Consider the following 22,526-nt stretch of genomic DNA (forward strand, 5'->3'; position numbering starts at 1 on the left):
CTTTTGGCTGAATGCAAACTATTTGACCCTGCGGGATCGTTGTGACAGCCTCTGACACGTTGATAACAATGCGTGGAAGCAGACAATAATGACCGATCACTCCCAGGCCATGACGGCCAAGTATCGCCAGGATTACCGGGCGCCCCTCTACTGGATCGACAGCATCGATCTCGATTTTCAGCTGCAGGAACCCCTGACCCGGGTGACCGCCATCTCCCGGCTGCGCCGCAGCGGCGAGCACAACGAGCCCCTGGTGCTGGACGGGGAAGGATTGGTCTTGCACAGCGTCAGCGTGGACGGCGTCCCCTTCACCCGGTTCGAGCAGGGGGAGAGCTGCCTGACCCTGTTCAACCTGCCCGCCGAGTGCGTGCTGACCATAGTCACGGATCTGGATCCCGCCGCCAACACGGCGCTGGAGGGGCTCTACAAGTCCGGCGATGCCTACTGCACCCAGTGTGAGGCGGAGGGCTTTCGCCGCATCACCTATTACCTGGACAGGCCCGACATCCTGGCCCGTTACAGCACCCGGATCACCGCAGACAAGGCCAAATACCCCTATCTGCTCTCCAACGGCAACAAGGTTGCGAGCGGCGAGCTGGACGGCGGTCGCCACTTCGTGCAGTGGCAGGATCCCTTCCCCAAGCCGAGCTACCTCTTTGCCCTGGTGGCCGGCGACTTCGACGTGGAGCGGGGTAGCTACACCACCCAAAGCGGCCGCAAGGTGGCCCTGGAGATCTTCGTCGACAAGGGCAACCTGGACAGAGCCGGTTTCGCCATGGAGAGCCTCATCAACGCCATGCGCTGGGACGAGCAGCGTTTCGGCCTCGAGTATGACCTCGACATCTACATGATCGTCGCGGTGGACTTCTTCAACATGGGCGCCATGGAGAACAAGGGGCTCAACATCTTCAACTCCAAGTTCGTGCTGGCCAACCCGGCCACCGCCACCGACGGCGACTACCACGGCATAGAGCGGGTCATCGCCCACGAATACTTCCACAACTGGACCGGCAACCGGGTCACCTGCCGCGACTGGTTCCAGCTCAGCCTCAAAGAGGGGCTGACGGTGTTCCGGGATCAGGAGTTCTCCTCGGATCTGGGCTCACGTGGGGTCAACCGCATCAACAACGTGCGCACCGTGCGCGGTCCGCAGTTTGCCGAAGATGCCGGCCCCATGGCTCATCCCATTCGCCCGGATGTGGTGATAGAGATGAACAACTTCTACACCCTGACCGTCTACGAGAAGGGCTCTGAAGTGATCCGCATGCTGCACACCCTGCTGGGTGAGGATAAGTTCCAGGCCGGCATGCGCCTCTACTTCGAGCGCCACGACGGCTCGGCTGCCACTTGCGATGATTTCGTGCAGGCGATGGAGGATGCCTCCGGGGTCGATCTCGGCCGTTTCCGCCGCTGGTACAGCCAGTCCGGCACCCCCGAGCTGACCGTGACCGACGACTACGATGCCGCCAGTGGCGTCTATCGCCTGCACGTGCGCCAGCACACGCCGCCGACCCAGGATCAGCCGCAAAAATTGCCGCTGCACATCCCCCTCGACATCGAACTCTATGACGAGCAGGGTGCCGTCATTGCGCTGCAGTACCAGGGCAAGGCCATCGGCAACGTGCTCGACGTGCTGGAAGAAGAGCAGACCTTCCTGTTCGATCGGGTACAGGCCAAGCCGGTGCCCTCCCTGCTGCGGGACTTCTCCGCCCCGGTCAAGCTGCACTATGACTACAGCGACGAGGCGCTGGCCTTCCTGATGCGACATGCCCGCAACGAGTTTGCCCGCTGGGATGCGGCCCAGATGCTGATCAACAAGGCGGTCATCGACGGGGTGGCACGGGTGCAGCAAGGGCAGGGAGTTGAACTCTCCCAAACCCTGCTGGCGGCCTTCGTCGCCATTCTGGACGAGGCCGAGCTGGACTCGGCCCTCAAGGCGGAGATCCTGGCGCTGCCCGGTGAGGCGACCCTGGCCGAGCTGTTCGAGGTGGCCGATATCGATGCCATCCATCGGGTGCGGGATGCCATCCATGGCCAGCTCGCCGAGGCCTTCGGCGCGCGTCTGGCGGCTACCTATGAGAGCCTGCGGCTGACGGGGTACAGGGTGATCCATGCCGACACCGCCAAGCGCGCCCTCAAGGGGGTGGTGCTCGGCTATCTGGCGGCGCTGGATGCGGAGCAGGCCGATGCACTGGTGCGCGAGCAGTATGCCACCGCCGACAACATGACCGACACCCTGGCGGCGCTGCAGGTGGCCAACGGCTATCTGCTGCCGTGCCGCGCCGCGCTGCTGGCCGATTTTGAGGGCAAGTGGGCCCATGACGGCCTGGTGCTGGACAACTGGCTGCGCCTGGTGGGCTGCAAGCCTGCCGCCGACGTGCTGGATGAGGTGAAACAGGCGATGAGCCACCCCACCTTCAGCATCCGCAACCCGAACCGGCTGCGGGCGCTCATCGGCAGCTTCGCCATGAACAACCAGATGCAGTTCCACGCGGTGGATGGCAGCGGCTATCGCTTCCTGACCGATCTCTTGATCACGCTCAACGAGGTCAATCCCCAGGTGGCGTCCCGCCTCATCACCCCGCTCATTCAGTTCAAGCGACTGGATGAGGGGCGCAAGGCGCTCGTCCGGGCCGAGCTGACCCGTCTGGCCAACCTCGAGGGGCTGGCGCGGGATCTGTTCGAGAAGGTAAGCAAGGCACTGGCGCAGTAAGGGTGCCGGTCACGGGCAGGGGAGCCAGGCTCTCCTGCCCGTTTTTCATCAAGAGGAGGGGGAATGAGGCAGTACACCTTTCGGCTGGCCCTCAGCCGCGACGAGATCATGCTGATGTACCAGGGCCAGGCCAGACGCCTGGTGGTGCGCACCGAGCAGGGGTTGACCATAGAGCTGGGCCTGGAAAAGATCCGCTCCTTCGTCAGCGTCAACGGGGTGCACGGTCACTTTCGGCTGGTCACCCAGGAAGATCACCGCTTTGTTCGCCTGGAGAGGCTCGCCTGAGGCGAGTCGAAGAGAGCGGGCCCTTCTCGGCTCATCCCGGTGGCCTCTGTCTCGAAAGGGTAGCTTTCCGTAGTCGATCCCCTGGTGTGAGCCTCCTGTAGAGGGGAATACGCCTGCTTGCGGCGCCAAATGCAGGAGGATGAGCGCCCCGTCAGCCCAAAACGCATAAATTAACAAAACATGAACAATATTCCGGGTAAATATCTGCTTTAAGTCACTATCTATCCGGTAAATTGCCTTACAACCAGTGCGATTTTCTAAATTTTAGCGACTTGGCAAAATTTATCACAACCCAAGCCGTGATCTGCCCCTTGTTTTTAACATCCCGTTATCACCTTTGCTCGCCTTCCGCGATCCAAGTCATTACACTTCGCAGCAACTCTGTACCGGCGCGCATCCTGGGTGGATGTCGCCGTGTCTGTGATGTCGTCCGATAAGGAAACTAGCAATGGCATTGAAAGACGCCCCTACCTCAGTTCTGCTCGAAAACGTTCTCAGCCTGATCCATCAGAAATTGCCCAAGAACAGTGCCTCCCTGGTCGAGTGCTTCGTCGCCAAGTTCTACGGCAACATGGCGAGCACCGACCTGCACGATCGCAATGACAGCGATCTCTACGGGGCTGCGCTCAGCCTGTGGAATGCGCTCAACCAGCGCACCAGCACAGAGCCCTATATCCGGGTCTACAACCCCGAGCTGACCCGCCACGGATGGCAGTCTCCCCATACCATCGTCGAGATCATCCTGCAGGACTCTCCCTTCCTAGTGGACTCCATCCGCATGGCGCTCAAGCGCCGGGGTATCACGGCCCACATGATGCTGCACCAGCCGCTGCACCTCATTCGTGGTGGCGATGGCAAGATAGGCGCCATCCTGGATCTCGACAACACGGCCTCCCAGACCTCGGTCGAGACCGCCTTCCTCATCGAGATCGATCATCTGACGGATGAGGAACAGATGGATGCCCTGACCGCCGAGCTCAACTCGGTGGCGAGGGAAGTGGCCCTGGCGGTGGGGGACTGGCAGCCCATGCTGGGTCGCCTCAACGAGATCATCGAGGAACTGCCCAAGCGCAAGAACCCGGTCAGTCAGGCAGACGTCGACTCCTGTGTCGCCTTCCTGAAATGGGTCGCCGCCCACAACTTCACTTTGATGGGCTATCGCCGTTATGACGTCAAGGCGGTGGAGGGGGATCACGAGATCCTGCCGCTGCCGGACTCCAGCCTGGGGCTGATGAAGAACTCCATCAAGGACGAGGGGCAACGCCTTGGCAACATGCCCGCCAGCGCCCGTCACGCCGCCCTGAGCTCCGATTTGCTGATCCTCACCAAGTCCAACAGCAAGTCCCGGGTACACCGCCCGGCCTATGTGGACTACATCGGCATCAAGCGCTTCGACGAACACGGCAAGGTGGTGGGGGAAGATCGCTTCATCGGCCTCTACGCCTCCTCTATCTACAACACCAGCGCCACCCAGATCCCCCTCATCAGCCATCGCCTCGAGCGCATCATGGCCGCCTCCGGTCACGAGAAGGGTTCTCACGCCTACAAGGCGCTGCTCAACGTGCTGGAGACCTATCCCCGCGACGAGTTGATCCAGGCCCGGGAAGAGGAGCTGCTGGCCACAGGTCTTGGGGTGCTGGAGATGCAGGAGCGCGACATGCTGCGCCTGTTCGTGCGCCGGGATGTCTACGGTCGCTTCTTCTCCTGCATGGTCTATGTCACCAAGGAGCGCTACAACACGGCGCTGCGGATCAAGACCCAGCAGATCTTGCAGAAGTATTTTGGCAGCAGCGAAGAGGTGGAGTTCAACGTCTACTTCACCGAAGGCGTGCTGGCACGGACCCACTACATAGTGCGGGTCAACAACAACAACGTGGATGTGGATGTGAACGAAGTACAGAACAACCTGATTGAAGCGGCCCGCAGCTGGGATGACCGCCTGGATTCCGTGCTGCTCTCCCATTATGGAGAGGCCCGTGGCAACGAGCTGCGCCGCCGTTTCAGCACCGCCTTCCCCCGCGCCTACAAGGAAGACGTACTGCCGGGCTCTGCCGTGGCCGACATCATGGCCCTCGATGGCCTGAGTGAAGCCGAGCCGCTCGGCATGCTGTTCTACCGCGCCCAGGAAGAAGAGAACGATCGCCGGGTGCGCCTCAAGCTGTTCCACCGCACCGAGCCCATCCACCTCTCAGACGTCTTGCCCATGCTGGAAAACATGGGGCTGCGCGTCATCGGCGAGACGCCCTATCAGGTACGGACCCCGAGCGGCGAGATCTTCTGGATCCTCGACTTTTCCATGCTGCTGCGCGGCGATCAGCCATTCGATCTGGCCCAGAGCCAGCAGCGCTTCCAGCAGGCCTTCGCCGCCATCTGGAACAAGACCCTGGAAGATGACGGCTTCAACCGTCTGGTGCTGGGGGCCGGCCTCACCGGTCGTCAGGTCTCTGTGCTGCGCGCCTATGCCAAATACATGCGCCAGACCGGCGTCTCCTTCAGCCAGTCCTATATCGAGGAGACGCTGACCCGTTACCCCGACATCGCAGAGCTGCTGTTCACCCTGTTCGAGCAGCGCCTCAATCCCGCCATCAAGCAGGATGCCAAGGTGCAGGCCAAGCTGCACGAGCAGCTCGCCGCCAAGCTGGATCAGGTGGCCAACCTGGACGACGATCGCATCATTCGCCGCTACATGGAGATGATCGACGCCACCCTGCGCACCAACTACTACCAGCCGGATCAGGAGGGTCAGGCCAAGCCCTACATCTCCTTCAAGCTGGCCCCCTCCAGCATCACCGACATGCCGCTGCCGCTGCCGAAATTCGAGATCTTCGTCTACTCGCCGCGGGTGGAAGGGGTGCATCTGCGCTGGGGCAAGGTGGCCCGTGGCGGCTTGCGCTGGTCCGATCGCAAGGAGGACTTCCGTACCGAGGTGCTGGGTCTGGTCAAGGCGCAGCAGGTGAAGAACACCGTCATAGTGCCGGTCGGCGCCAAAGGCGGCTTCTATTGCAAGCAGATGCCGGCGGGGGCGCCCCGTGCCGTCATCCAGGAAGAGGGCAAGGCCTGCTATCGCCTCTTCATTCGCGGCCTGCTCGATGTCACCGACAACATCATCAAGGGGGAGGTGATCCCGCCCAAATCCGTGGTGCGTCACGACGAGGATGACTACTACCTGGTCGTGGCCGCCGACAAGGGCACCGCCACCTTCTCCGATATCGCCAACGAGATAAGCCAGGAGTATGGCCACTGGCTGGGCGATGCCTTCGCCTCCGGCGGCTCGGTCGGTTATGACCACAAGAAGATGGGCATCACGGCTCGCGGCGCCTGGGAATCGGTCAAGCGTCACTTCCGCGAGATCGGCGTCAACTGCCAGACCACCGACTTCACCTGCGTGGGGATAGGTGACATGGCCGGCGACGTGTTCGGCAACGGCATGCTGCTCTCCGAGCACACCCAGCTGGTGGGCGCCTTCAACCACATGCACATCTTCATCGACCCGACTCCCGATGCGGCCAGGAGCTTCGTCGAGCGTAAGCGCCTGTTCGAGCTGCCGGGTTCGAGCTGGGATGACTACAACCGGGAGCTCATCTCGGCAGGGGGCGGCATCTTCCTGCGTTCCGCCAAGTCCATCAAGCTGAGCCCGCAAATTCAGACCCTGCTCGGCACCGACAAGGCCAGCATGGCCCCGAACGAGCTGATCAAGGCGCTGCTCTGCCTCAACGTGGACCTGCTCTGGAACGGCGGCATCGGCACCTATGTGAAGAGCGCCCGCGAGAGCGACGCCGACGTGGGGGATCGCAGCAACGATGTGCTGCGGGTCAATGGCCGTGATCTGCGTGCCCGCATCGTGGGCGAGGGCGGCAACCTCGGCTTCACCCAGCTTGGCCGGGTGGAGTACGCCAGCCAGGGTGGTCACATCAACACTGACTTCACCGACAACGTGGGCGGGGTGGATTGCTCCGACAACGAGGTCAACATCAAGATACTGCTGAACCAGCTGGTGGCCGCAGGAGACATGACCCTCAAGCAGCGCAACCAGATGCTGTACGAGATGACGGACGACGTGGCCCAGATCGTCATCACCAACGCCTATCGCCAGTCCCAGTCCATCTCGGTCACCGCCTTCCGTGGTGCCGAGCAGTTGAAAGAGCAGCAACGCTTCATCCAGGGGCTGGAGCGCGAAGGCAAGCTGGACCGTGCGCTGGAGTTCCTGCCCTCCGACGAGGAGCTCTCCGAGCGGATGGCGGCAGGGCAGGGGCTGACCCGTCCCGAGCTGGCGGTGCTGGTGGCCTACGGCAAGATGGTACTGAAAGAGCAGCTCAACTGCCCGGAAGTGACCGAGGAGCCCTTCCTCGCCAACATGCTGGTCACCAGCTTCCCGGCCCAGTTGCAGCAGCAGTTCGGTGCCGAGCTGGCTCAGCACCCGCTGCGGGGCGAAATCATCGCGACCCGGGTGGCCAACATGCTGGTCAACGACATGGGGCTCAACTTCGCCAGCCGGATGAAGGACGAGACCGGTGCCTCGGTGGCCGAAGTGGCTTGCTGCTTCGCCATGGCCCGGGAGGTGTTCGGTCTGGGTACCCTGTGGCGCGACATCGAAGGCTGTGACAACCTGGTGGATGCCAACACCCAGCTCGAGCTGATGTTCTACAGCCGCCGCATCGTGCGCCGGGCCACTCGCTGGTTCCTGCGTGCCCGCAACCGCAGCTGGAGCATCGGCGAGAACATCGCCTTCTTCCGCCCGGCCTTCGAGACCCTGGGGGAGCACCTCTACGAGGTGATGGACGAGAGCGAAGTGGCCGAGCATCGCCAGGCCGTCGCCGCCCTGGTGGCCAAACAGGTACCGGAAGCCATCGCCCGTCGGGTGGCCCACATGAGCAGCCTGTTCTCCAGCCTGGATCTGGCGCAGATTGCCGCGGAGCACAAGACCGACATACTGCGCGCCGCCAATGTCTACTACCGCCTCGGTGCCAAGCTGGATCTGCACTGGTTCCTCGAGCAGATCAACCATCAACCGGTGGGCAACCACTGGCAGGCGATGGCCCGGGCCTCCTTCCGCGAGGATCTGGACTGGCAGCAACGCAGCCTCACTTCCGTGGTACTGGAAGGGTGCAAAGAGCAGGGAGAATGCGCTACCATACTGGCCGACTGGATTTCGGAGCATGAGCAACTCTTGTCCCGTTGGACCCATATGTTGGCCGACTTCAAGACCACCAGCACCCACGAGTTCGCCAAGTTCTCGGTGGCCTTGCGAGAGTTGAACCTGCTCCAGTTGAATTGCCGAACCTCGGCATAACCCCAAAAGCCCCGGCCAGTTGCCGGGGCTTTTTTAAGGAGCAAACATGCTGTACCCCCTCGCCAGGCATTTTCTGTTCAAACTCAATCCCGAACAGGCACACGATCTCTCCATCAAGTATTTGCCCCGCCTTCTCGGTACACCGCTCGATTGTTTCTTCCGTCATTCACTCCCCCAACGCCCCGTCACTGTCATGGGGCTTAATTTTGCCAATCCGGTGGGACTGGCGGCCGGCCTCGATAAAGACGGGGAGTGTATCGACGCATTTGGTGCCATGGGGTTCGGCTTTATTGAAGTAGGCACTGTGACCCCCAAGCCCCAGAGCGGAAATGACAAGCCGCGGTTGTTCCGGGTAATTCCGGCGGAAGGGATCATCAACCGCATGGGATTCAACAACAAGGGTGTCGATCATCTGGTGGCCAAGGTGAAAGAGGCCAAATATCAGGGGGTGATCGGCATCAATATCGGCAAGAACAAGGACACCCCCATCGAGCAGGGCAAGGACGATTATCTGATCTGCATGGACAAGGTTTATGATCATGCCGGTTATATTGCCGTCAATATCTCTTCCCCCAACACCCCGGGGCTGCGTTCGCTGCAATATGGCGAGGCGCTCGATGAATTGCTGGCTGCCCTCAAGGTTCGCCAGCAGGAGCTGGCCGCGCAATATAAGAAGTACGTTCCCCTTGCCGTTAAAATTGCCCCCGACCTCAGCCTGGATGAAATTAATCAGGTTGCCGCCTCCTTGATCAAAAACAGGATCGATGGGGTCATCGCCACCAATACCACCCTGGAGCGCGACATGATTTATGACATGCCCCATGCCGGTGAAGCAGGGGGCCTCAGCGGTCGTCCACTCCAGCACAAGAGCACAGAGGTGATCCGCCTGCTGGCCAAGGCTCTCAATGGGGCTCTGCCTATCATAGGGGTGGGTGGTATTGACAGCGCCATGGCCGCCCGGGAGAAATTAGCGGCGGGTGCCAGTCTGGTCCAGATTTACAGTGGCTTTATTTATAAGGGCCCGAGTCTGGTCAAAGAGATCGTCACCCATATTTAAAAGATAACCGGTTGCCCTTATTTAAAGTTGCTCAAATTCTCGACATGGAATAAAGTCGAGGAACGGCTTAAGTAAGGGCAACTCCATGTGTATCCAACCCAATGACAATTGGCAGTGGCATTATGATGCTCAGGATGACCGTCTGATGCTGGATTTATCCGATCGCATGATATTCGCCACCGAATATAAGGGGCGACAACTCGTCCCCAGCTCCTTCACGACCCAGCCTTTTTGTGTCGACGATGCCGCCCTCTATTATCAGCTGATGGACAAGGCCGCCGAACTCGATTGGAGTGTTCCCCATCAGGTTCAGCTGGTACTCAATGCCATCGCCGTCAGCCGCTTTTATAAACCCCTGATGCCACAAAGCTGGTTCTTTCATGAACAGCAAACTCATTGCTTGCCTGATATGGGCTCCCTGGTGTGGATGGAGACTCCCCATGGCAGGGGAGAGTTCATGGTCATCGAGGCCGGCGATCAGGCGAGTGTCTGCCTGAACCTGACCGAGGAACTGGTGCTGACCGCCAGCAAGATCCTGCCAAGGTTCGCGGTGATCAAGGTGATGAATAACCGGATGCAGACCAGGACCCGTGCCCAGGCACAATATCGACAGGTCAGCTGATACTGCCTCTGCACGTTATTTTTGGTTGATATTCATACGCCCTTAAAATAACCGAAACCGGTTATTTATTGCTCGTCTCTCCCATGCCGTTGCGGCAGCTTCCCTGGGTCACTTCGTCGCCGTTTGGCGTGCTCCCTTCTGCGCTGGATATTGAGTTGCATCCTCTTGCACGCACCCTCTGTGCCGGCGACAAGAGCAAGGACGGGAGGAATTGCGCCGGCCAGCCCCCTTTATATTCGCGCGAACCCCAAGGTTCGGATGCCGAGTGCGGGCCGATAAGGTATAATGCGGCACTATTTTTATGGCATCCCCGTGAGCGTGATGAAAGAATTTTTTGCAACCTGCCCCAAGGGGCTGGAAAACCTGCTGGCCGTTGAGCTGACCACCCTGGGCGCGGAGCAGGTCCGTGAGACCGTGGCCGGCGTCCACTTCAAAGGCGAACTGGCCATCGGCTACAAGGCCTGCCTGTGGAGCCGTTTTGCCTCCCGCATTGTGCTGGTGCTCTCCGAATTCCAGATGAACGACGATCTGGATCTCTATCTCGGCGCCCACACCATTCCCTGGGAAGAGCACTTCCCCGGCACCGCCACCATAGCCGTGGACTTCACCGGTACCAACCCGGCCATTCGCAATACCCAGTACGGCGCGCTCAAGATCAAGGATGCCATCGTTGACCGCTTCACCAAGCGCGGCCATGTGCGCCCGGACGTCGACAAGAAGTCGCCGGACATCCGCATCATGGCGCACCTGGGCAAGGGCAAGGCCAACATCACCCTGGACCTGTCCGGCCCGGCGCTGCACCAGCGCTTCTACCGTCAGGGCACAGGCGAGGCGCCGCTCAAAGAGAACCTGGCCTGCGCCATGATTGCCCGCAGCGGCTGGACCGGCGAGCCCATGATGGACCCCATGTGCGGCTCAGGCACCCTGCTCATCGAAGCGGCCTTTATCGCCGCCGACATGGCGCCGGCCCTGCGCCGCGAGCGCTTCGGTTTCGATCGCTGGCTGCAACACGATGGCGAACTGTGGCAGAGCCTGATGATGGAAGCCCAGGTGCGTGCCAAGCGCGGCATGCAACGCTGCGAAGCCAAGCTGTTTGGTTGCGATGCCGACCCTCGCGTGCTGATGAAGGCCCGCGACAACGCCAAGGCGGCCGGGGTGGCCCACCTCATCACCTTCAAGCAGGCCGACGTGACCGCGCTCGAGAACCCGCTGCCGATGCCTGCAGTGGAAGGGGAGGCCCGCGAGATCGGCATGCTGATCTCCAACCCGCCCTATGGCGAGCGTCTGGGGGAGTTCCCGGCCCTGCTGGAAGTGCACCAGGCCCTGGGCGATGCCCTGCGCCGCAGCTTCCAGGGCTGGAAGGTCACCATACTGTCTGCCTCCCCTGAGCTCCTGAGCTGCCTGCGTCTGCGGGCCGACAAGCAGTATCGCCTGTTCAACGGGGCACTGGAGTGCCAGCTGCGCAACTACCAGATTGCCCTCGACTCCGTGGCCTCCCAGAAAGAGGTCGCCCAGGACTTTGCAAACCGCCTGCGCAAGAATCTGAAGACCCTCGAGAAGTGGGCCAGCAAGGAGGGGATCGACTGCTATCGCCTCTATGACGCCGACCTGCCGGAATACAACGCCGCCATCGACCGCTATCGGGATTACCTGGTGGTGCAGGAGTACGCCGCGCCCAAGGACATCCCCGCCCAGAAGACCCGTCAGCGTCTGCTCGACATGGTGCAGGCCGCCATCAAGGTGACCGGCATGGACGGCGAGAAGGTGATCCTCAAGGTGCGTGAGCGTCAGGAAGGCAAGCAGCAGTACCAGAAGCTCTCCGAAGAGCAGCACCGGATGGAGGTGCAGGAGTACGGCGCCCGTCTGTGGGTCAACCTCTACGACTATCTGGATACCGGCCTCTTCCTCGATCACCGTCAGACCCGTCGCATGCTGGGCCAGATGGCCCGCGGCAAGCGCTTCCTGAACCTGTTCGCCTACACCGGCAGTGCCACCGTGCACGCGGGCCTTGGCGGGGCGAGCGAAACCACCACGGTGGACATGTCCCACACCTACCTCAACTGGGCGCAGGACAACATGCGGCTCAACTCGCTGGTGGGCCGTCAGCACAAGTTCGTCCAGGCGGACTGCCTGAAGTGGTTGTCGGAAGCGGATGAGCAGTACGATCTCATCTTCATCGATCCGCCCACCTTCTCCAACTCCAAGCGGATGGACGAGAGCTTCGACGTGCAGCGGGATCACCTGCTGCTGATGCAGCACCTCAAGCGCCTGCTGGCGGCGGACGGCACCCTGGTGTTCTCCAACAACAAGCGTCACTTCAAGATGGATCTGGCCGGTCTCGAGGCCGCTGGCCTCAAGGCCCAGAACATCACCGGCAAGACCCGGCCCAAGGATTTCGAGCGCAACCAGCATATCCACAACTGCTGGATCATCACCCACGCCGAGACGCAGGCCTGATGCTGACCCTGTTTCACACCGACGGCTGCCACCTGTGCGAACAGGCCTGGGCGCTGGTGGAGGAGGCCGGCCTTGCCGCCAGTACTCGCCAGTGTGACATCCTGGAGGACGAACAGTGGCTTGCGGCCTACCGGGTGCGCATCCCGGTGCTGCGGGACGACGCCGGCCGCGAACTGGGCTGGCCCTTCACCCTGGCACAGCTCAAGGGCTGGCTTGCCCGTCAGGGGTGAGACTGATTTGACGATGAAACGGGGGCAGAGTCTGCCGCCCGTTTTTTCATAAGTAACAAGGAACAAACATGGCACTTTTGACATTGCACGGCGCTTGTCTGTCGTTCAGTGATTTCCCGCTGCTCGACAATGCCGAGCTGACCATAGAGCGCGGCGAGCGCCTCTGTCTGGTGGGACGCAACGGGGCGGGCAAGTCCACCCTGATGAAGGTCATCGCGGGCGAATTGTCTCTGGATGACGGCCGTCTGGTGTTGCAGCAGGACTTGAAGGTGACCCGTCTCGAGCAGGATCCGCCTGCTTCGAGCGAGCTGACCGTGTTCGACTATGCCGCCGAAGGGCTGGCCGGGGTGGGGGAACTGCTCAAGCAGTACCACCACATCTCCCTGGAGCTGGGGCACGATCCCTCCGACGCCAACATCCGCAAGATGAGCGAATTGCAGGAGCAGCTCGATTATCAGAACGGCTGGCAGCTCGAGACCCGCATCAACCAGGTGCTGACCCTGCTGGGGCTGGATCCCGACGTGACCCTCGACAGTTTGTCCGGTGGCTGGCTGCGCAAGGTGGCCCTGGCCCGTGCGCTCGCCTGCGACCCCGATCTGCTGCTGCTGGACGAGCCGACCAACCACCTGGACATCGACGCCATCAACTGGCTGGAAGAGTTCCTCAAGGATTTTCGCGGCGCCATCGTCTTCATCTCCCACGATCGGGAGTTCATCCACAAGCTGGCGACCCGGATCATCGATCTCGATCGGGGCGCCATTACTTCCTGGCCCGGCAATTACGATCAGTACCTGCAAGGGAAGGAGGAGTGGCTGCGGGTCGAGGAGCTGAAAAACGCCGAGTTCGACCGCAAGCTGGCCCAGGAAGAGGTGTGGGTGCGTCAGGGGATCAAGGCTCGTCGTACCCGTAACGAAGGCCGGGTGCGCGCCCTCGAGGCGATGCGCATGGAGCGTTCCCAGCGCCGCGAGCTGCAGGGCAAGGCCAAGCTGCAGCTGGACGACGTCAACCGCTCCGGCAAGCTGGTGTTCGAGACCGAAGGGCTCGGCCTGGACTTTGGCGATCGCACCCTGTTCCAGGGGCTGGATTTGCAGGTGCTGCGGGGCGACAAGATTGCCCTGGTCGGCCCCAACGGCTGCGGCAAATCCACCCTCATCAAGCTCCTGCTGGGTCAGCTCGAGCCGAGCCGCGGGCGGGTCAAGGGCGGCACCAACCTGGAAGTGGCCTATTTCGATCAGTACCGCGAGCAGCTCGATCCCGAGCAGACCGTGGTGGACAACGTGGGGGAGGGCAAGCAGGAAGTGATGGTGCGTGGCCGCTCCCGCCACATCCTGGGCTACCTGCAGGACTTCCTGTTTGAGCCCAAACGGGCGCGGACCCCGGTCAAGGCCTTGTCAGGGGGCGAGAAAAACCGTCTACTGTTGGCCAAGCTGTTCCTCAAACCCAGTAACTTGTTGATTTTGGATGAACCAACCAACGACCTGGATGTCGAAACGCTGGAACTTTTGGAAGAGCTGCTGACCGATTACCCCGGTACCCTGCTGCTGGTCAGCCACGATCGCCGCTTCATCGACAATACGGTGACCGGCTGCTGGCTGTTTGAAGGGGACGGGCGGATCAGCGACTACGTGGGCGGCTATGCCGACATGATGACCACCCGGGCCCAGCAGAGTCAGCAACAGGCGACCAAGGCGGCTGCGGCCAAGGTGGCAGAGCCTGTCGCGTTGGCGGCTGAGCCGGCGAAAAAAACACGCAAACTCTCTTACAAGTTGCAACTGGAGCTGGATAATCTGCCAGCCCGGCTGGAACAGCTGGAAACGGAACTCGATGCCCTGCAGGCGGAGATCAACCATCCCGGCTTCTTCTCCCTGCCGGCGGAGCAGACCCAGTCCAAACTGGATGCATTGCATGCGGCAGAGTCCGCATTGGAACACGCCTTCTCCCGTTGGGAGGAGTTGGAAGCGTTGAAACATCAAGACTAAGGAAGTAGATGAAAAAGCAATTATCCATGCTGGCCATCCTGGTCGGCGCCAGCCTCAACGCGCAGGCGGCACAAAGCTCCTTCTTCACCATTGTCGATGACGAAGTCAAAGGATATGCCAGCGGGATCAGTACCGATGGCAGCGGACTCATCGGGATCAACACCAAGAACAACATGGCCGAGTACTTCTCGACCGTGCGCTCTGCCGACTTCCTGGTCGATCGCTTCCGTTTCGAGCAGGGTTGCTTCCTTTCAAGCTCCGTCTGTGACTCTTTCTGGGACGAGAATCCGGGCTTTGCCTACCAGTGGCGCCGCGATTTCCTCGATGGTGTCGATCAGCGCAGCGGCATCGGCTATGTCGCCACCACTCAGACCGATGGCCTGGTGACGGCCCTCGGGGATGCCCCGACCGATCGCGCGGGTTACAAGATGGATGGCAAGCTGCGCACCGCCTTTGCCATCGTCAATGACGGCAACCCGGTCGAGCTGAAAGATGCCGCCGGCACCCACAGCCTGAGCGTTCCGACCAGCATCAAGAAGCTGGACAACGGCCAGTACCTGGTGACCGGGACTGCCGCCAGCGGCAAGTACCGCCACAACGTGGGCGGTGACTTCTATAACTGGTGTTTCGCCGGCAATGACGATGAGTATGGCGACTTCCGCTACTGCCCAGGGCTCGATACCCAGGCCAGCTTCTGGCTGCTCAATGGCTCGGGTGGCTTCAACAAGCTGATACAGGCCCCCGACTATGGTCGTCAGCGCGACGAAGTGCTGCAGACCGCCTCTGCATTCGGTGCGGCGACATTCAATGGCACCCTGTACGGCGTGGGCTACAGCTCCACCGGTGAGGTAGGGTCGGGGGATCTCGACGGCCGCAACCTGGCCAGCTACTGGACCCTGGACCTCGATGCCGGCACTGTGGGAGCCACCAAGATCATCCCGCTGCCCGATGGCGAGCCGGGCAAGGATGACAGTGTGCTGCAAAATAGCTGGGCCGTGTCTGTCAACGAGAATGGCTATGTGATCGGTAACCAGCGTTACAGCATCAACAAGGGTCAGAACCGGCCGACCGAGATGTTCCTGTTCAATCTGAACAACCCGGGCACGGCAGCCAGCATCCCCCTGCAGGACAAGCCGCTCTCCGGCTCCGGCTCAGAGGGCGCTGCCATCAACGATCACAACATGGTGGTCGGCTGGCGTGACTCCCGCCATCAGACCCAGCCTGTGGCCAACGGCACCAACCGCATGCAGGAAGCCTTCCTGCTCAATGCGGCGTCCCCGAGCAACAACTGGTACCTCAACGACCTGATCTGTGGTCTGGATGATGCCGGCGCCAAGCAGTGTGCCCAGAATGGCAAGTATTACCACATCGCCTATGCCAGCGGCATCAGCAGTGATGGCACCATAGCCGCCACCGCCTATCGCTACAACAGCGAGAGCGATCTGAACCTGCGCACCAACGCGACCGTGGTCGCCGTCAAGCTGACGCCGGCCGTGGCGGACTATCAGGGCAACACGCCGGCCAACTACGTGGTCAGCAATGCGCCGGTCAACAACCAGACCGGTCAGGATGGTGAAGATGGCGGTGGTGGCAGCCTGTTCTGGTTGACTCTGCTGGCCTTGCCCTTCGCCTGGCTGCGCCGTTACCAGCGATAAAAAATGTGTCATCAAAAATTAATGCAGTTCAGTATCTTGTGTCACAACGTCTGAATAGCATGGAATTTTTTGTTTGACCCTGCTTCCCCCCTGGGGTAAAGATGAAAGCGACCGGTGAAAACTTGGTCGCTTTTTTTGTTCCACGAAGAGGGTCGTAGATGATGAAGAGACAGAAACGGGACCGTCTGGAGAGAGCACGCGCTCGTGGTTATCAGGCTGGCGTAGTCGGCAAACAGAAAGAAGCGTGTCCGTATCAATGCCTGGATGCCAGAGGGCACTGGCTTGGTGGTTGGCGCGACGCCATGGAGGGGCGAGGCTCAGGCCTCTTCATGAAGTAACCGAGACTTCATCACTCATTACAAAAGGAAAGGGGCCATGGCGGCCCCTTTACGTTGTCACTCTCTGACTGGGTCAGAGCAGATCAGAATGCGGTGGTGTCTTTGAACAGGCCCACTTTCAGGTCGGTCGCGCTGTAGATGGGACGACCATCCACCTCGACCACGCCGTCGGCAATACCCATCACCAGCTTGCGGTTGATGACGCGCTTGAAGGTGATCTTGTAGGTCACTTTCTTGGCGGTCGGCAGGATCTGGCCGGTGAATTTCACCTCGCCAACACCCAGAGCGCGTCCCTTGCCCGGACCGCCTTTCCAGCCCAGGAAGAAACCGACCAGCTGCCACATGGCATCGAGCCCCAGACAGCCCGGCATGACGGGGTCGCCAGGGAAATGGCAGTCGAAGAACCAGAGATCCGGGGTGATATCGAGTTCGGCCAGGATTTCGCCTTTGCCGTGTTCACCACCGTTGTCATTGATCTTGACGATGCGATCCATCATCAGCATGTTGGGGGCGGGCAGTTGGCTGTTACCCTCACCAAATAATTCGCCACGGCTGCAGGCAAGCAGCTCTTCACGGGTAAACGACTCTTTACCTTGTTCACACAGGGAGAGGTGGGTATTAGTGGTGTCGTTATCTAGGGTCACGCTGTTTATCCTTCATATGGGTCAAAGCCGGGCCAATTTAGCTTACAGTTGTTCGCTAAACAACTCCGATCACTTTATTTAGAGGCCGAATAGACGGCCCAGCAGGTTGCGCAGCACGCCACTCTTGGGTGCAGTGCCATTGAGTTCATCCAGTCTGTCCTGGATCCGGCCAAACAGGGTGTCCGGCATGTCAGGCTCGCCGGCCACACAGCCGGTCAGCAATTCGATGGCCTCTTCCACATGATCCACCGGGTGGATATGGAACTGGCCCGCTTCGACGGCGGCAATCACCTCATCGGAGAGGTTGAGCTGCTGGGCGTTGGTACCTGGCAGTATGATGCCTTGCTTGCCGGTGATGCCGTGGATCTTGCACACCCGGAAGAAGCCTTCGATCTTCTCGTTGACGCCACCCACAGCCTGCACGTTGCCGAACTGATCGACCGCGCCGGTCACCGCGAAACGCTGGGAGATGGGTTGGCGGGCGAGGGCAGAGAGCAGGGCGCACAGACCGGTCAGAGAAGCGCTGTCGCCGTCAATCTCGTGATAGGACTGCTCGAATACCAGGTTTGCCGAGAGCGGCGAGGGGTTCTCTGCGCCGAACTTGTTGGAGAGATAGCCGTGGATGATCATCATCGCCTTGGCGTGAATGTGGCCGGCGAGTTCAGCCTTGCGCTCGATGTCGGCCACGTCGCCATCCCCCAGATGCACAGTGGCGGTCAGTCGCACCGGTTCACCGAAGTCATAGGGATGACCTGCCACCTGGATGACGGAGAGGCCGTTGATCTGGCCCACCTCTTCACCGTCGGTCTGCAGCAGGATCTGGCCATCGATGACCCCCTGATCGGATTGCTCCACCAGGTAGTTGAGGCGGTAATCCTGCTCCTCCAGGGCGAGCAGTATGTGCTCGTCGGTCACCTTCTCCGCCTCCAGCTCCCGGGCCAGGCTGTCAGCCATGCGCATGATGGCGCTGAGCTGCACCTCCGAGAGGGAGAGCCACTCCTGATGGTCACAGAGACGACTGGCATGGCGGCACAGGGCGAGGAGGGCACCCGGAGTGAAGTCCAGCAGGTTCCAGCGCAGCCGCAGCCAGGCCAGATATTGTAGAAACTCGGGCAAGTCCTCTTCGATGTTCACCTCGGACACCAGATCGGCGCGCAGGAAGATACGCTCGGACATGTCCCTGTCCAGCATCTGGAACTCGGCCACATCCAGCCGGTCACCCACCAGGATCAGTTTGAACCGGATAGGCGTGGCCTCTGGGGTGAAGAAGGGGGTCAGGGTCTTGCCTTCCTGATAGGCATTCCAGTCCAGCTCGCCTTTTTGCATGGCGTTCTTGAGCTTGAACCAGAGATGGGGCTGATCGAGCAGCTCGTCGAGTTGCAAGATGAGGTAGCCGCCGTTGGCTTCCCGCAGCAGGCCCGGCTCCAGCAAGTGCTGGTTGGCATAGACGGAGCCTTGCTCGGTCTGGTAGTTGATGGAGCCAAACAGAGTGTCCCAGTTCAAATCCCGGCCATAGATGACGGGCGCTTGCTGCTCTTCGTGATGGATCAGCAGGTTGATGAGCACCGGGTGCTGGAATTCGAGCCCCTGGGCCACGTGTGCCGCCAGATCGGAGAGAAAGTCCACGATCTTGGGGTCATTTTCCTGCTTGCGGATGATGCGGGTGACCAGGCGCTCGGCATCCAGATGATGGCTCATCAGCTTGAGCAGCTCGCCAACCATCTCGCAGAATTCAAACCCGGTACCGGGTTGCAGGCGTAGCCAGATAGGCTTGAACGGGTTGTTGAGGTTCTCGGTGTAGCAGAGATCGAACAGGTCGCCATCCTTGCCATTGGAAGAGGCGATCAAGGTCTGGCAGACACTCTCATAATCCGCCCCCGGGAAGCCGTTGAGCAGCATGACCGGGCAGTCACCATCAAAACTGGCCAGTCGCTTGATGCCGGAAATGGCTCTGGGTTGCAGGGCGGCAAAAGGGATGGGTTCGAGCTCGCTGAGTGTGGGGAACTGCTCAATCGTGAAAGCGGGTTTTAATTGTTCTGATGTTAATTCAGCCACTTAAGACATCCGGTCGGGGATAGGATCAATTGTTTCCATTATACACAGTTCAATTGGCGGTAACAGGAAACAAGCATACTTCATTTAACATAATATACATTATGCGCGGTTAGGTCAGGCCCGTTCAGTGGAGACAGAAACACAGCCGCCGCAAGGGCTACAGCCGTGCCTGCACCTTTCGAGTACTTCGCCAGGATGTCGTACCAAGCCTGTTTTAGCTCGGGATCGGTCGCCCTGACCGCCGCCATGCTTAACAGCACTTCGCTGACGTCCAAGCCAGCTTCTTCAGCCATCTTTTTTGCAGTGACATCAGTGAGTTGCGACTTTCCTTTGTTCACAGCTGAGATATACGAGGTGGTAAATCCCAGGTCAGCGGCAACTTCCTGGAATTGGCTGTACTTTTTGGCCCTCATGTAGGCCAGAAGCAGCGTTTTAGAGTCCATGTTTTTGTCTCCTGAGTGGTTAGACAATCGTCCCATCATACCGACTTTGGCGAAAAACAGCTTGTTTCCATTCAACTCGCCACATGGTTGAATGAGTCAACCAACCATTTGATTGCGTGACCCATGACCCACTCTAGCCCACAAAACCAAGATCTGCCCGCGCTCATCGAGCGCAAGGTCTATTGGCAGGCAGAGCCGACTGGCGATTACTCCGCCTGCATCGCGGGTCAGGTCGAGATGTTCCGCGACCTGCATGAGCTGCGGGTCTACCTGTCGATGACGTACCCCGACACCGTGTTTGACCTAGTAGAGGTCACCGAGGACACATGGCGCGACTTCTATGACCAGGGAGTGTTCTTCGATGACTGGTCATAGCTCCGTAATGCCGATAAATAGGGTTATCGGCGCCAAAACCCTGATCGATTACCTGTCCTTTACCTGGGCTCCGGACGAACTGCGCCGAATGACCGACTTGGCCAAGCAAGGCGCACTGCTCAAGGCCATCCCGCGATTCGACACCGCCAACAAGGCTATCCAGGCGGCCTTTGCTGCCCCTGCGGTGGAAGGCTTGCGCTACCTGTGGAAGCGTCCGGTTGGCTTCGCTCCCCTCGCCCGCTTTGACAAGGTGACCGAGCGCTTGTGCGAGAAAGCCTCGCCCAAGCCCCTGGCCGTGAAAGCCCCCTCCCCTGTGCTCACGCCGTCCATGACCGAAATGATGGAGCAGGCCCTGCACTCTGGGTACAAGTCCCGCGCCGACATGCGCCAGGAGCTCAAGGCCGTCTGCTCTGCCCTGCTGGAGTTCTCCGAGTTTGAGGTTGTCCAGGGTGCCAAGTATTGGGAAGCGTACAACGACTTGATCGACTGCTACGGCGTCCAGTTCCTGGATGCCCTCTGCTGCAATGAGATTGAGCTGTGGCTCGAAGAGCTGAATACCCGCATCGGTGTCCCTATCCCCGAGCCGCGCTTCACCATGCGCCCTCGCCGCTCCGGTCTGCATGGCTATGCCAATTCGGCTGACTTACTGTGTGATGGCCTCCCCTGCGGCCTGATTGGCTGGGGTGCGGCTAACCATGGTTGCATGGTGAGTTTTTCCGGCGTGGGTTGTGCGGCCCTGGACTTCCAGGCTTTGCATGATGTTATCTCTCACGTTCCTGGGGTGCGCATCACTCGGGTGGATCTCGCCCTGGACGATTACGCTGGCGAGCACATCACCTACCAGGGGGCCATTGCCGGCGCCGAAGCCGGCGAGTTCCATCCCCAGCGGGGCCGCGCGCCGTCCTGGATGAAGATTGAATCGGGCGAGTTCGTGATCACCGAGCTGGCCAAAGGCATCGCCAAGCGTTTCGGGATGGTGCCGACCAAGGGCTGCTCCTTCTACGTGGGCAGCCGCATTAACGGTAAGTGTGCCCGGGTATACGAAAAGGGAAAACAGATGCAGTCGGCAGAGTATCCGAACTGGGTACGCGCCGAAGGCGAATTACACAACAAGGACAGGATTATTCCGCTGGACGTCCTGGTAAACCCAGACCCCTATTTTGCGGGGATGTATCCACAGTTCGCCACATGGTTGGCGGCTGTTCAGCAATCGGAAATAACACCCGTCAGACTGACCACCTTTAAAAACAAGTTCAAAACGTCCAGGGACAACGCCGTATTTAATATGTCCAGGATGGCAGGCCGCCTTGTTAATTGGTTAGCCAATATTGAGGGGCTATCCCCTGACAAGATTGTTAACCAATTAACTGCGCACCTGGAAGAAACAGATATTCCAGCGCGATTAAGAATGCCGCTCCCTCCTGACCTGGACGAGCTGCCATTATTTTCGACCTAACTAAGGTTCTTCAACGAGGTAATAACTATGTCTATTCTTTCCGGTGTTCTGGTCACTCGCGTGACTCATGGCTATGGTGTTTCCCGCAAATCTGGTGCTCCGGTGCCTTATGACTTCGCCCAGGTGGAATATCTCGCACTGGCAAATAACGTCAACAAGCCGGAGTGCAATATCACCTCCTGGGGTTATGAGGTACGCCAATTGGCCCTGCGCAATGACGCTACCACTATTAAAGAGCTGGCCGACTGTCCGAAATTGGTGGCCGTGGATCTTGTCCTGGAAGCCGATCCCCAGAATCCGACCCGTAACGTTGTTGTTGGTTTCCAGCCCACTAAAAAGCCGCTGTAACTACCGCGCAACGAGGAGGAGGAGCGAGAGCGCGCAGCGAGCGACGACGAGGGCGCGATAATGCTTTGTCTAGATATTACCTCTGAGGGATATGCCCGTCTTGCTGAGGGGGATGCCTGTAAATATGTGCTCTTGACTGTCCAGGAGCACACCAAATTAACGGATATATCCAACTGGTTTCAGTTGGACGTAACAGATATTGGAATTGCCTTTAGTTCAGGGATTGTTATCTGGGCTTTGGGTTTAAAACTGGGCGCAATTGCCCGAATCATCGTAGGTGCAAAGAGAGGATAAAAATATGCGTAACTATCTCCGTAATGGCTCCATCGCTCTGGTGGGTTCCCTGGTTGCCGCTGGTGCCCATGCTGAAACGGGTGGCATCGCTGCCGCTGCGGGTGCAGCCCTGGATTCGGCCCAGTCTGACGTCACGATCACCGCGCCCAAGGTCATGATGGTCGTGGCTACGGTCGTCGGTGTCGGCATCCTGATTGGCCTGATGCGTAAAGCCTAAGCCATGTCCCTGCTCATCGGGACACTGTGGTTTCTGTTCTTTGTCGAAGGCTACAGATCATCGTTTTC

At 59.9% G+C, this 22,526-nt stretch carries 17 protein-coding genes; 14 read left to right on the forward strand and 3 right to left on the reverse strand.

What is annotated here, in order from left to right; genetic code table 11:
* Positions 1-88: 88 nt before the first annotated feature.
* The 10 genes from pepN to rmf all read left to right on the forward strand — a co-directional run bounded on the left by pepN (position 89) and on the right by rmf (position 16,626).
* Positions 89-2,713 (forward strand): aminopeptidase N, encoded by a 2,625-nt coding sequence (gene pepN / locus AC1IN8_RS00490; RefSeq protein ID WP_479757682.1) that lies wholly within the window; start codon positions 89-91, stop codon positions 2,711-2,713.
* Between the two features lie 63 nt (positions 2,714-2,776).
* A complete protein-coding gene (locus AC1IN8_RS00495) occupies positions 2,777-2,998 on the forward strand; it encodes a DUF2835 family protein (protein WP_139434462.1) in 222 nt (73 codons plus the stop codon).
* A gap of 448 nt (positions 2,999-3,446) precedes the next feature.
* Entirely contained in the window at positions 3,447-8,288 is a 4,842-nt protein-coding gene (locus AC1IN8_RS00500; RefSeq protein ID WP_479757683.1) for an NAD-glutamate dehydrogenase, read from the forward strand.
* A 46-nt stretch (positions 8,289-8,334) separates the two neighbouring features.
* A complete protein-coding gene (pyrD, locus tag AC1IN8_RS00505) occupies positions 8,335-9,345 on the forward strand; it encodes a quinone-dependent dihydroorotate dehydrogenase (RefSeq protein ID WP_265435241.1) in 1,011 nt (336 codons plus the stop codon).
* Between the two features lie 85 nt (positions 9,346-9,430).
* Complete coding sequence (locus AC1IN8_RS00510; RefSeq protein ID WP_342058709.1) at positions 9,431-9,967, forward strand: cell division protein ZapC; 537 nt, start codon at positions 9,431-9,433, stop codon at positions 9,965-9,967.
* A gap of 285 nt (positions 9,968-10,252) precedes the next feature.
* Positions 10,253-12,424 carry a bifunctional 23S rRNA (guanine(2069)-N(7))-methyltransferase RlmK/23S rRNA (guanine(2445)-N(2))-methyltransferase RlmL gene (rlmKL, locus tag AC1IN8_RS00515; protein ID WP_479757684.1) on the forward strand — a complete coding sequence of 724 codons (2,172 nt, stop codon included), beginning with the start codon at positions 10,253-10,255 and terminating at the stop codon, positions 12,422-12,424.
* The gene (locus tag AC1IN8_RS00520) at positions 12,424-12,654 is read left to right on the forward strand and encodes a glutaredoxin family protein (RefSeq protein ID WP_005329597.1); all 231 of its coding nucleotides are present in this window, start codon (positions 12,424-12,426) and stop codon (positions 12,652-12,654) included. The genes rlmKL and AC1IN8_RS00520 overlap by 1 nt, the downstream gene beginning before the upstream one ends.
* 68 nt (positions 12,655-12,722) lie before the next feature.
* Positions 12,723-14,633 (forward strand): ATP-binding cassette ATPase Uup, encoded by a 1,911-nt coding sequence (gene uup, locus AC1IN8_RS00525; protein ID WP_479757685.1) that lies wholly within the window; start codon positions 12,723-12,725, stop codon positions 14,631-14,633.
* Between the two features lie 8 nt (positions 14,634-14,641).
* On the forward strand, positions 14,642-16,288 hold the full coding sequence (locus AC1IN8_RS00530; protein WP_479757686.1) for a DUF3466 family protein: 1,647 nt from the start codon (positions 14,642-14,644) through the stop codon (positions 16,286-16,288).
* 158 nt (positions 16,289-16,446) lie between these two features.
* Positions 16,447-16,626, forward strand: a complete 180-nt coding sequence (gene rmf, locus AC1IN8_RS00535; RefSeq protein ID WP_005315693.1) for a ribosome modulation factor — start codon at positions 16,447-16,449, stop codon at positions 16,624-16,626.
* An 83-nt stretch (positions 16,627-16,709) separates the two neighbouring features.
* On the opposite strand, the gene fabA is transcribed toward rmf, so the two are convergent.
* The 3 genes from fabA to AC1IN8_RS00550 all read right to left on the reverse strand — a co-directional run bounded on the left by fabA (position 16,710) and on the right by AC1IN8_RS00550 (position 19,843).
* Entirely contained in the window at positions 16,710-17,270 is a 561-nt protein-coding gene (gene fabA, locus AC1IN8_RS00540; protein ID WP_042648253.1) for a 3-hydroxyacyl-[acyl-carrier-protein] dehydratase FabA, read from the reverse strand.
* Between the two features lie 78 nt (positions 17,271-17,348).
* Positions 17,349-19,325, reverse strand: a complete 1,977-nt coding sequence (locus AC1IN8_RS00545; protein WP_202045767.1) for a Lon protease family protein — start codon at positions 19,323-19,325, stop codon at positions 17,349-17,351.
* A gap of 80 nt (positions 19,326-19,405) precedes the next feature.
* Positions 19,406-19,843, reverse strand: a complete 438-nt coding sequence (locus AC1IN8_RS00550; RefSeq protein ID WP_479757687.1) for a helix-turn-helix domain-containing protein — start codon at positions 19,841-19,843, stop codon at positions 19,406-19,408.
* 48 nt (positions 19,844-19,891) lie between these two features.
* Between AC1IN8_RS00550 and AC1IN8_RS00555 the strand changes: the two genes are divergently transcribed.
* The 4 genes from AC1IN8_RS00555 (at position 19,892) to AC1IN8_RS00570 (ending at position 22,458) form a co-directional block, all read left to right on the forward strand.
* The gene (locus AC1IN8_RS00555; RefSeq protein WP_290028176.1) at positions 19,892-20,143 is read left to right on the forward strand and encodes a hypothetical protein; all 252 of its coding nucleotides are present in this window, start codon (positions 19,892-19,894) and stop codon (positions 20,141-20,143) included.
* Positions 20,130-21,599, forward strand: a complete 1,470-nt coding sequence (locus AC1IN8_RS00560; RefSeq protein ID WP_479757688.1) for a replication initiation factor domain-containing protein — start codon at positions 20,130-20,132, stop codon at positions 21,597-21,599. Before AC1IN8_RS00555 ends, AC1IN8_RS00560 begins: the two co-directional genes overlap by 14 nt.
* 27 nt (positions 21,600-21,626) lie before the next feature.
* The gene (locus AC1IN8_RS00565) at positions 21,627-21,947 is read left to right on the forward strand and encodes a hypothetical protein (RefSeq protein ID WP_270824979.1); all 321 of its coding nucleotides are present in this window, start codon (positions 21,627-21,629) and stop codon (positions 21,945-21,947) included.
* 298 nt (positions 21,948-22,245) lie between these two features.
* A complete protein-coding gene (locus tag AC1IN8_RS00570; RefSeq protein WP_429161510.1) occupies positions 22,246-22,458 on the forward strand; it encodes a Flexible pilin in 213 nt (70 codons plus the stop codon).
* Positions 22,459-22,526: the final 68 nt, after the last annotated feature.

This window comes from Aeromonas sp. 130281 (genome assembly GCF_056642115.1).

What these genes read in the sequence shown, in the direction of transcription:
- pepN (WP_479757682.1), top strand. Translation starts at nt 89, where the DNA reads ATGACCGATCACTCCCAGGCCATGACGGCCAAGTATCGCCAGGATTAC.
- AC1IN8_RS00495 (WP_139434462.1), top strand. Translation starts at nt 2,777, where the DNA reads ATGAGGCAGTACACCTTTCGGCTGGCCCTCAGCCGCGACGAGATCATG.
- AC1IN8_RS00500 (WP_479757683.1), top strand. Translation starts at nt 3,447, where the DNA reads ATGGCATTGAAAGACGCCCCTACCTCAGTTCTGCTCGAAAACGTTCTC.
- pyrD (WP_265435241.1), top strand. Translation starts at nt 8,335, where the DNA reads ATGCTGTACCCCCTCGCCAGGCATTTTCTGTTCAAACTCAATCCCGAA.
- AC1IN8_RS00510 (WP_342058709.1), top strand. Translation starts at nt 9,431, where the DNA reads ATGTGTATCCAACCCAATGACAATTGGCAGTGGCATTATGATGCTCAG.
- rlmKL (WP_479757684.1), top strand. Translation starts at nt 10,253, where the DNA reads ATGCGGCACTATTTTTATGGCATCCCCGTGAGCGTGATGAAAGAATTT.
- AC1IN8_RS00520 (WP_005329597.1), top strand. Translation starts at nt 12,424, where the DNA reads ATGCTGACCCTGTTTCACACCGACGGCTGCCACCTGTGCGAACAGGCC.
- uup (WP_479757685.1), top strand. Translation starts at nt 12,723, where the DNA reads ATGGCACTTTTGACATTGCACGGCGCTTGTCTGTCGTTCAGTGATTTC.
- AC1IN8_RS00530 (WP_479757686.1), top strand. Translation starts at nt 14,642, where the DNA reads ATGAAAAAGCAATTATCCATGCTGGCCATCCTGGTCGGCGCCAGCCTC.
- rmf (WP_005315693.1), top strand. Translation starts at nt 16,447, where the DNA reads ATGATGAAGAGACAGAAACGGGACCGTCTGGAGAGAGCACGCGCTCGT.
- AC1IN8_RS00555 (WP_290028176.1), top strand. Translation starts at nt 19,892, where the DNA reads ATGACCCACTCTAGCCCACAAAACCAAGATCTGCCCGCGCTCATCGAG.
- AC1IN8_RS00560 (WP_479757688.1), top strand. Translation starts at nt 20,130, where the DNA reads ATGACTGGTCATAGCTCCGTAATGCCGATAAATAGGGTTATCGGCGCC.
- AC1IN8_RS00565 (WP_270824979.1), top strand. Translation starts at nt 21,627, where the DNA reads ATGTCTATTCTTTCCGGTGTTCTGGTCACTCGCGTGACTCATGGCTAT.
- AC1IN8_RS00570 (WP_429161510.1), top strand. Translation starts at nt 22,246, where the DNA reads ATGCGTAACTATCTCCGTAATGGCTCCATCGCTCTGGTGGGTTCCCTG.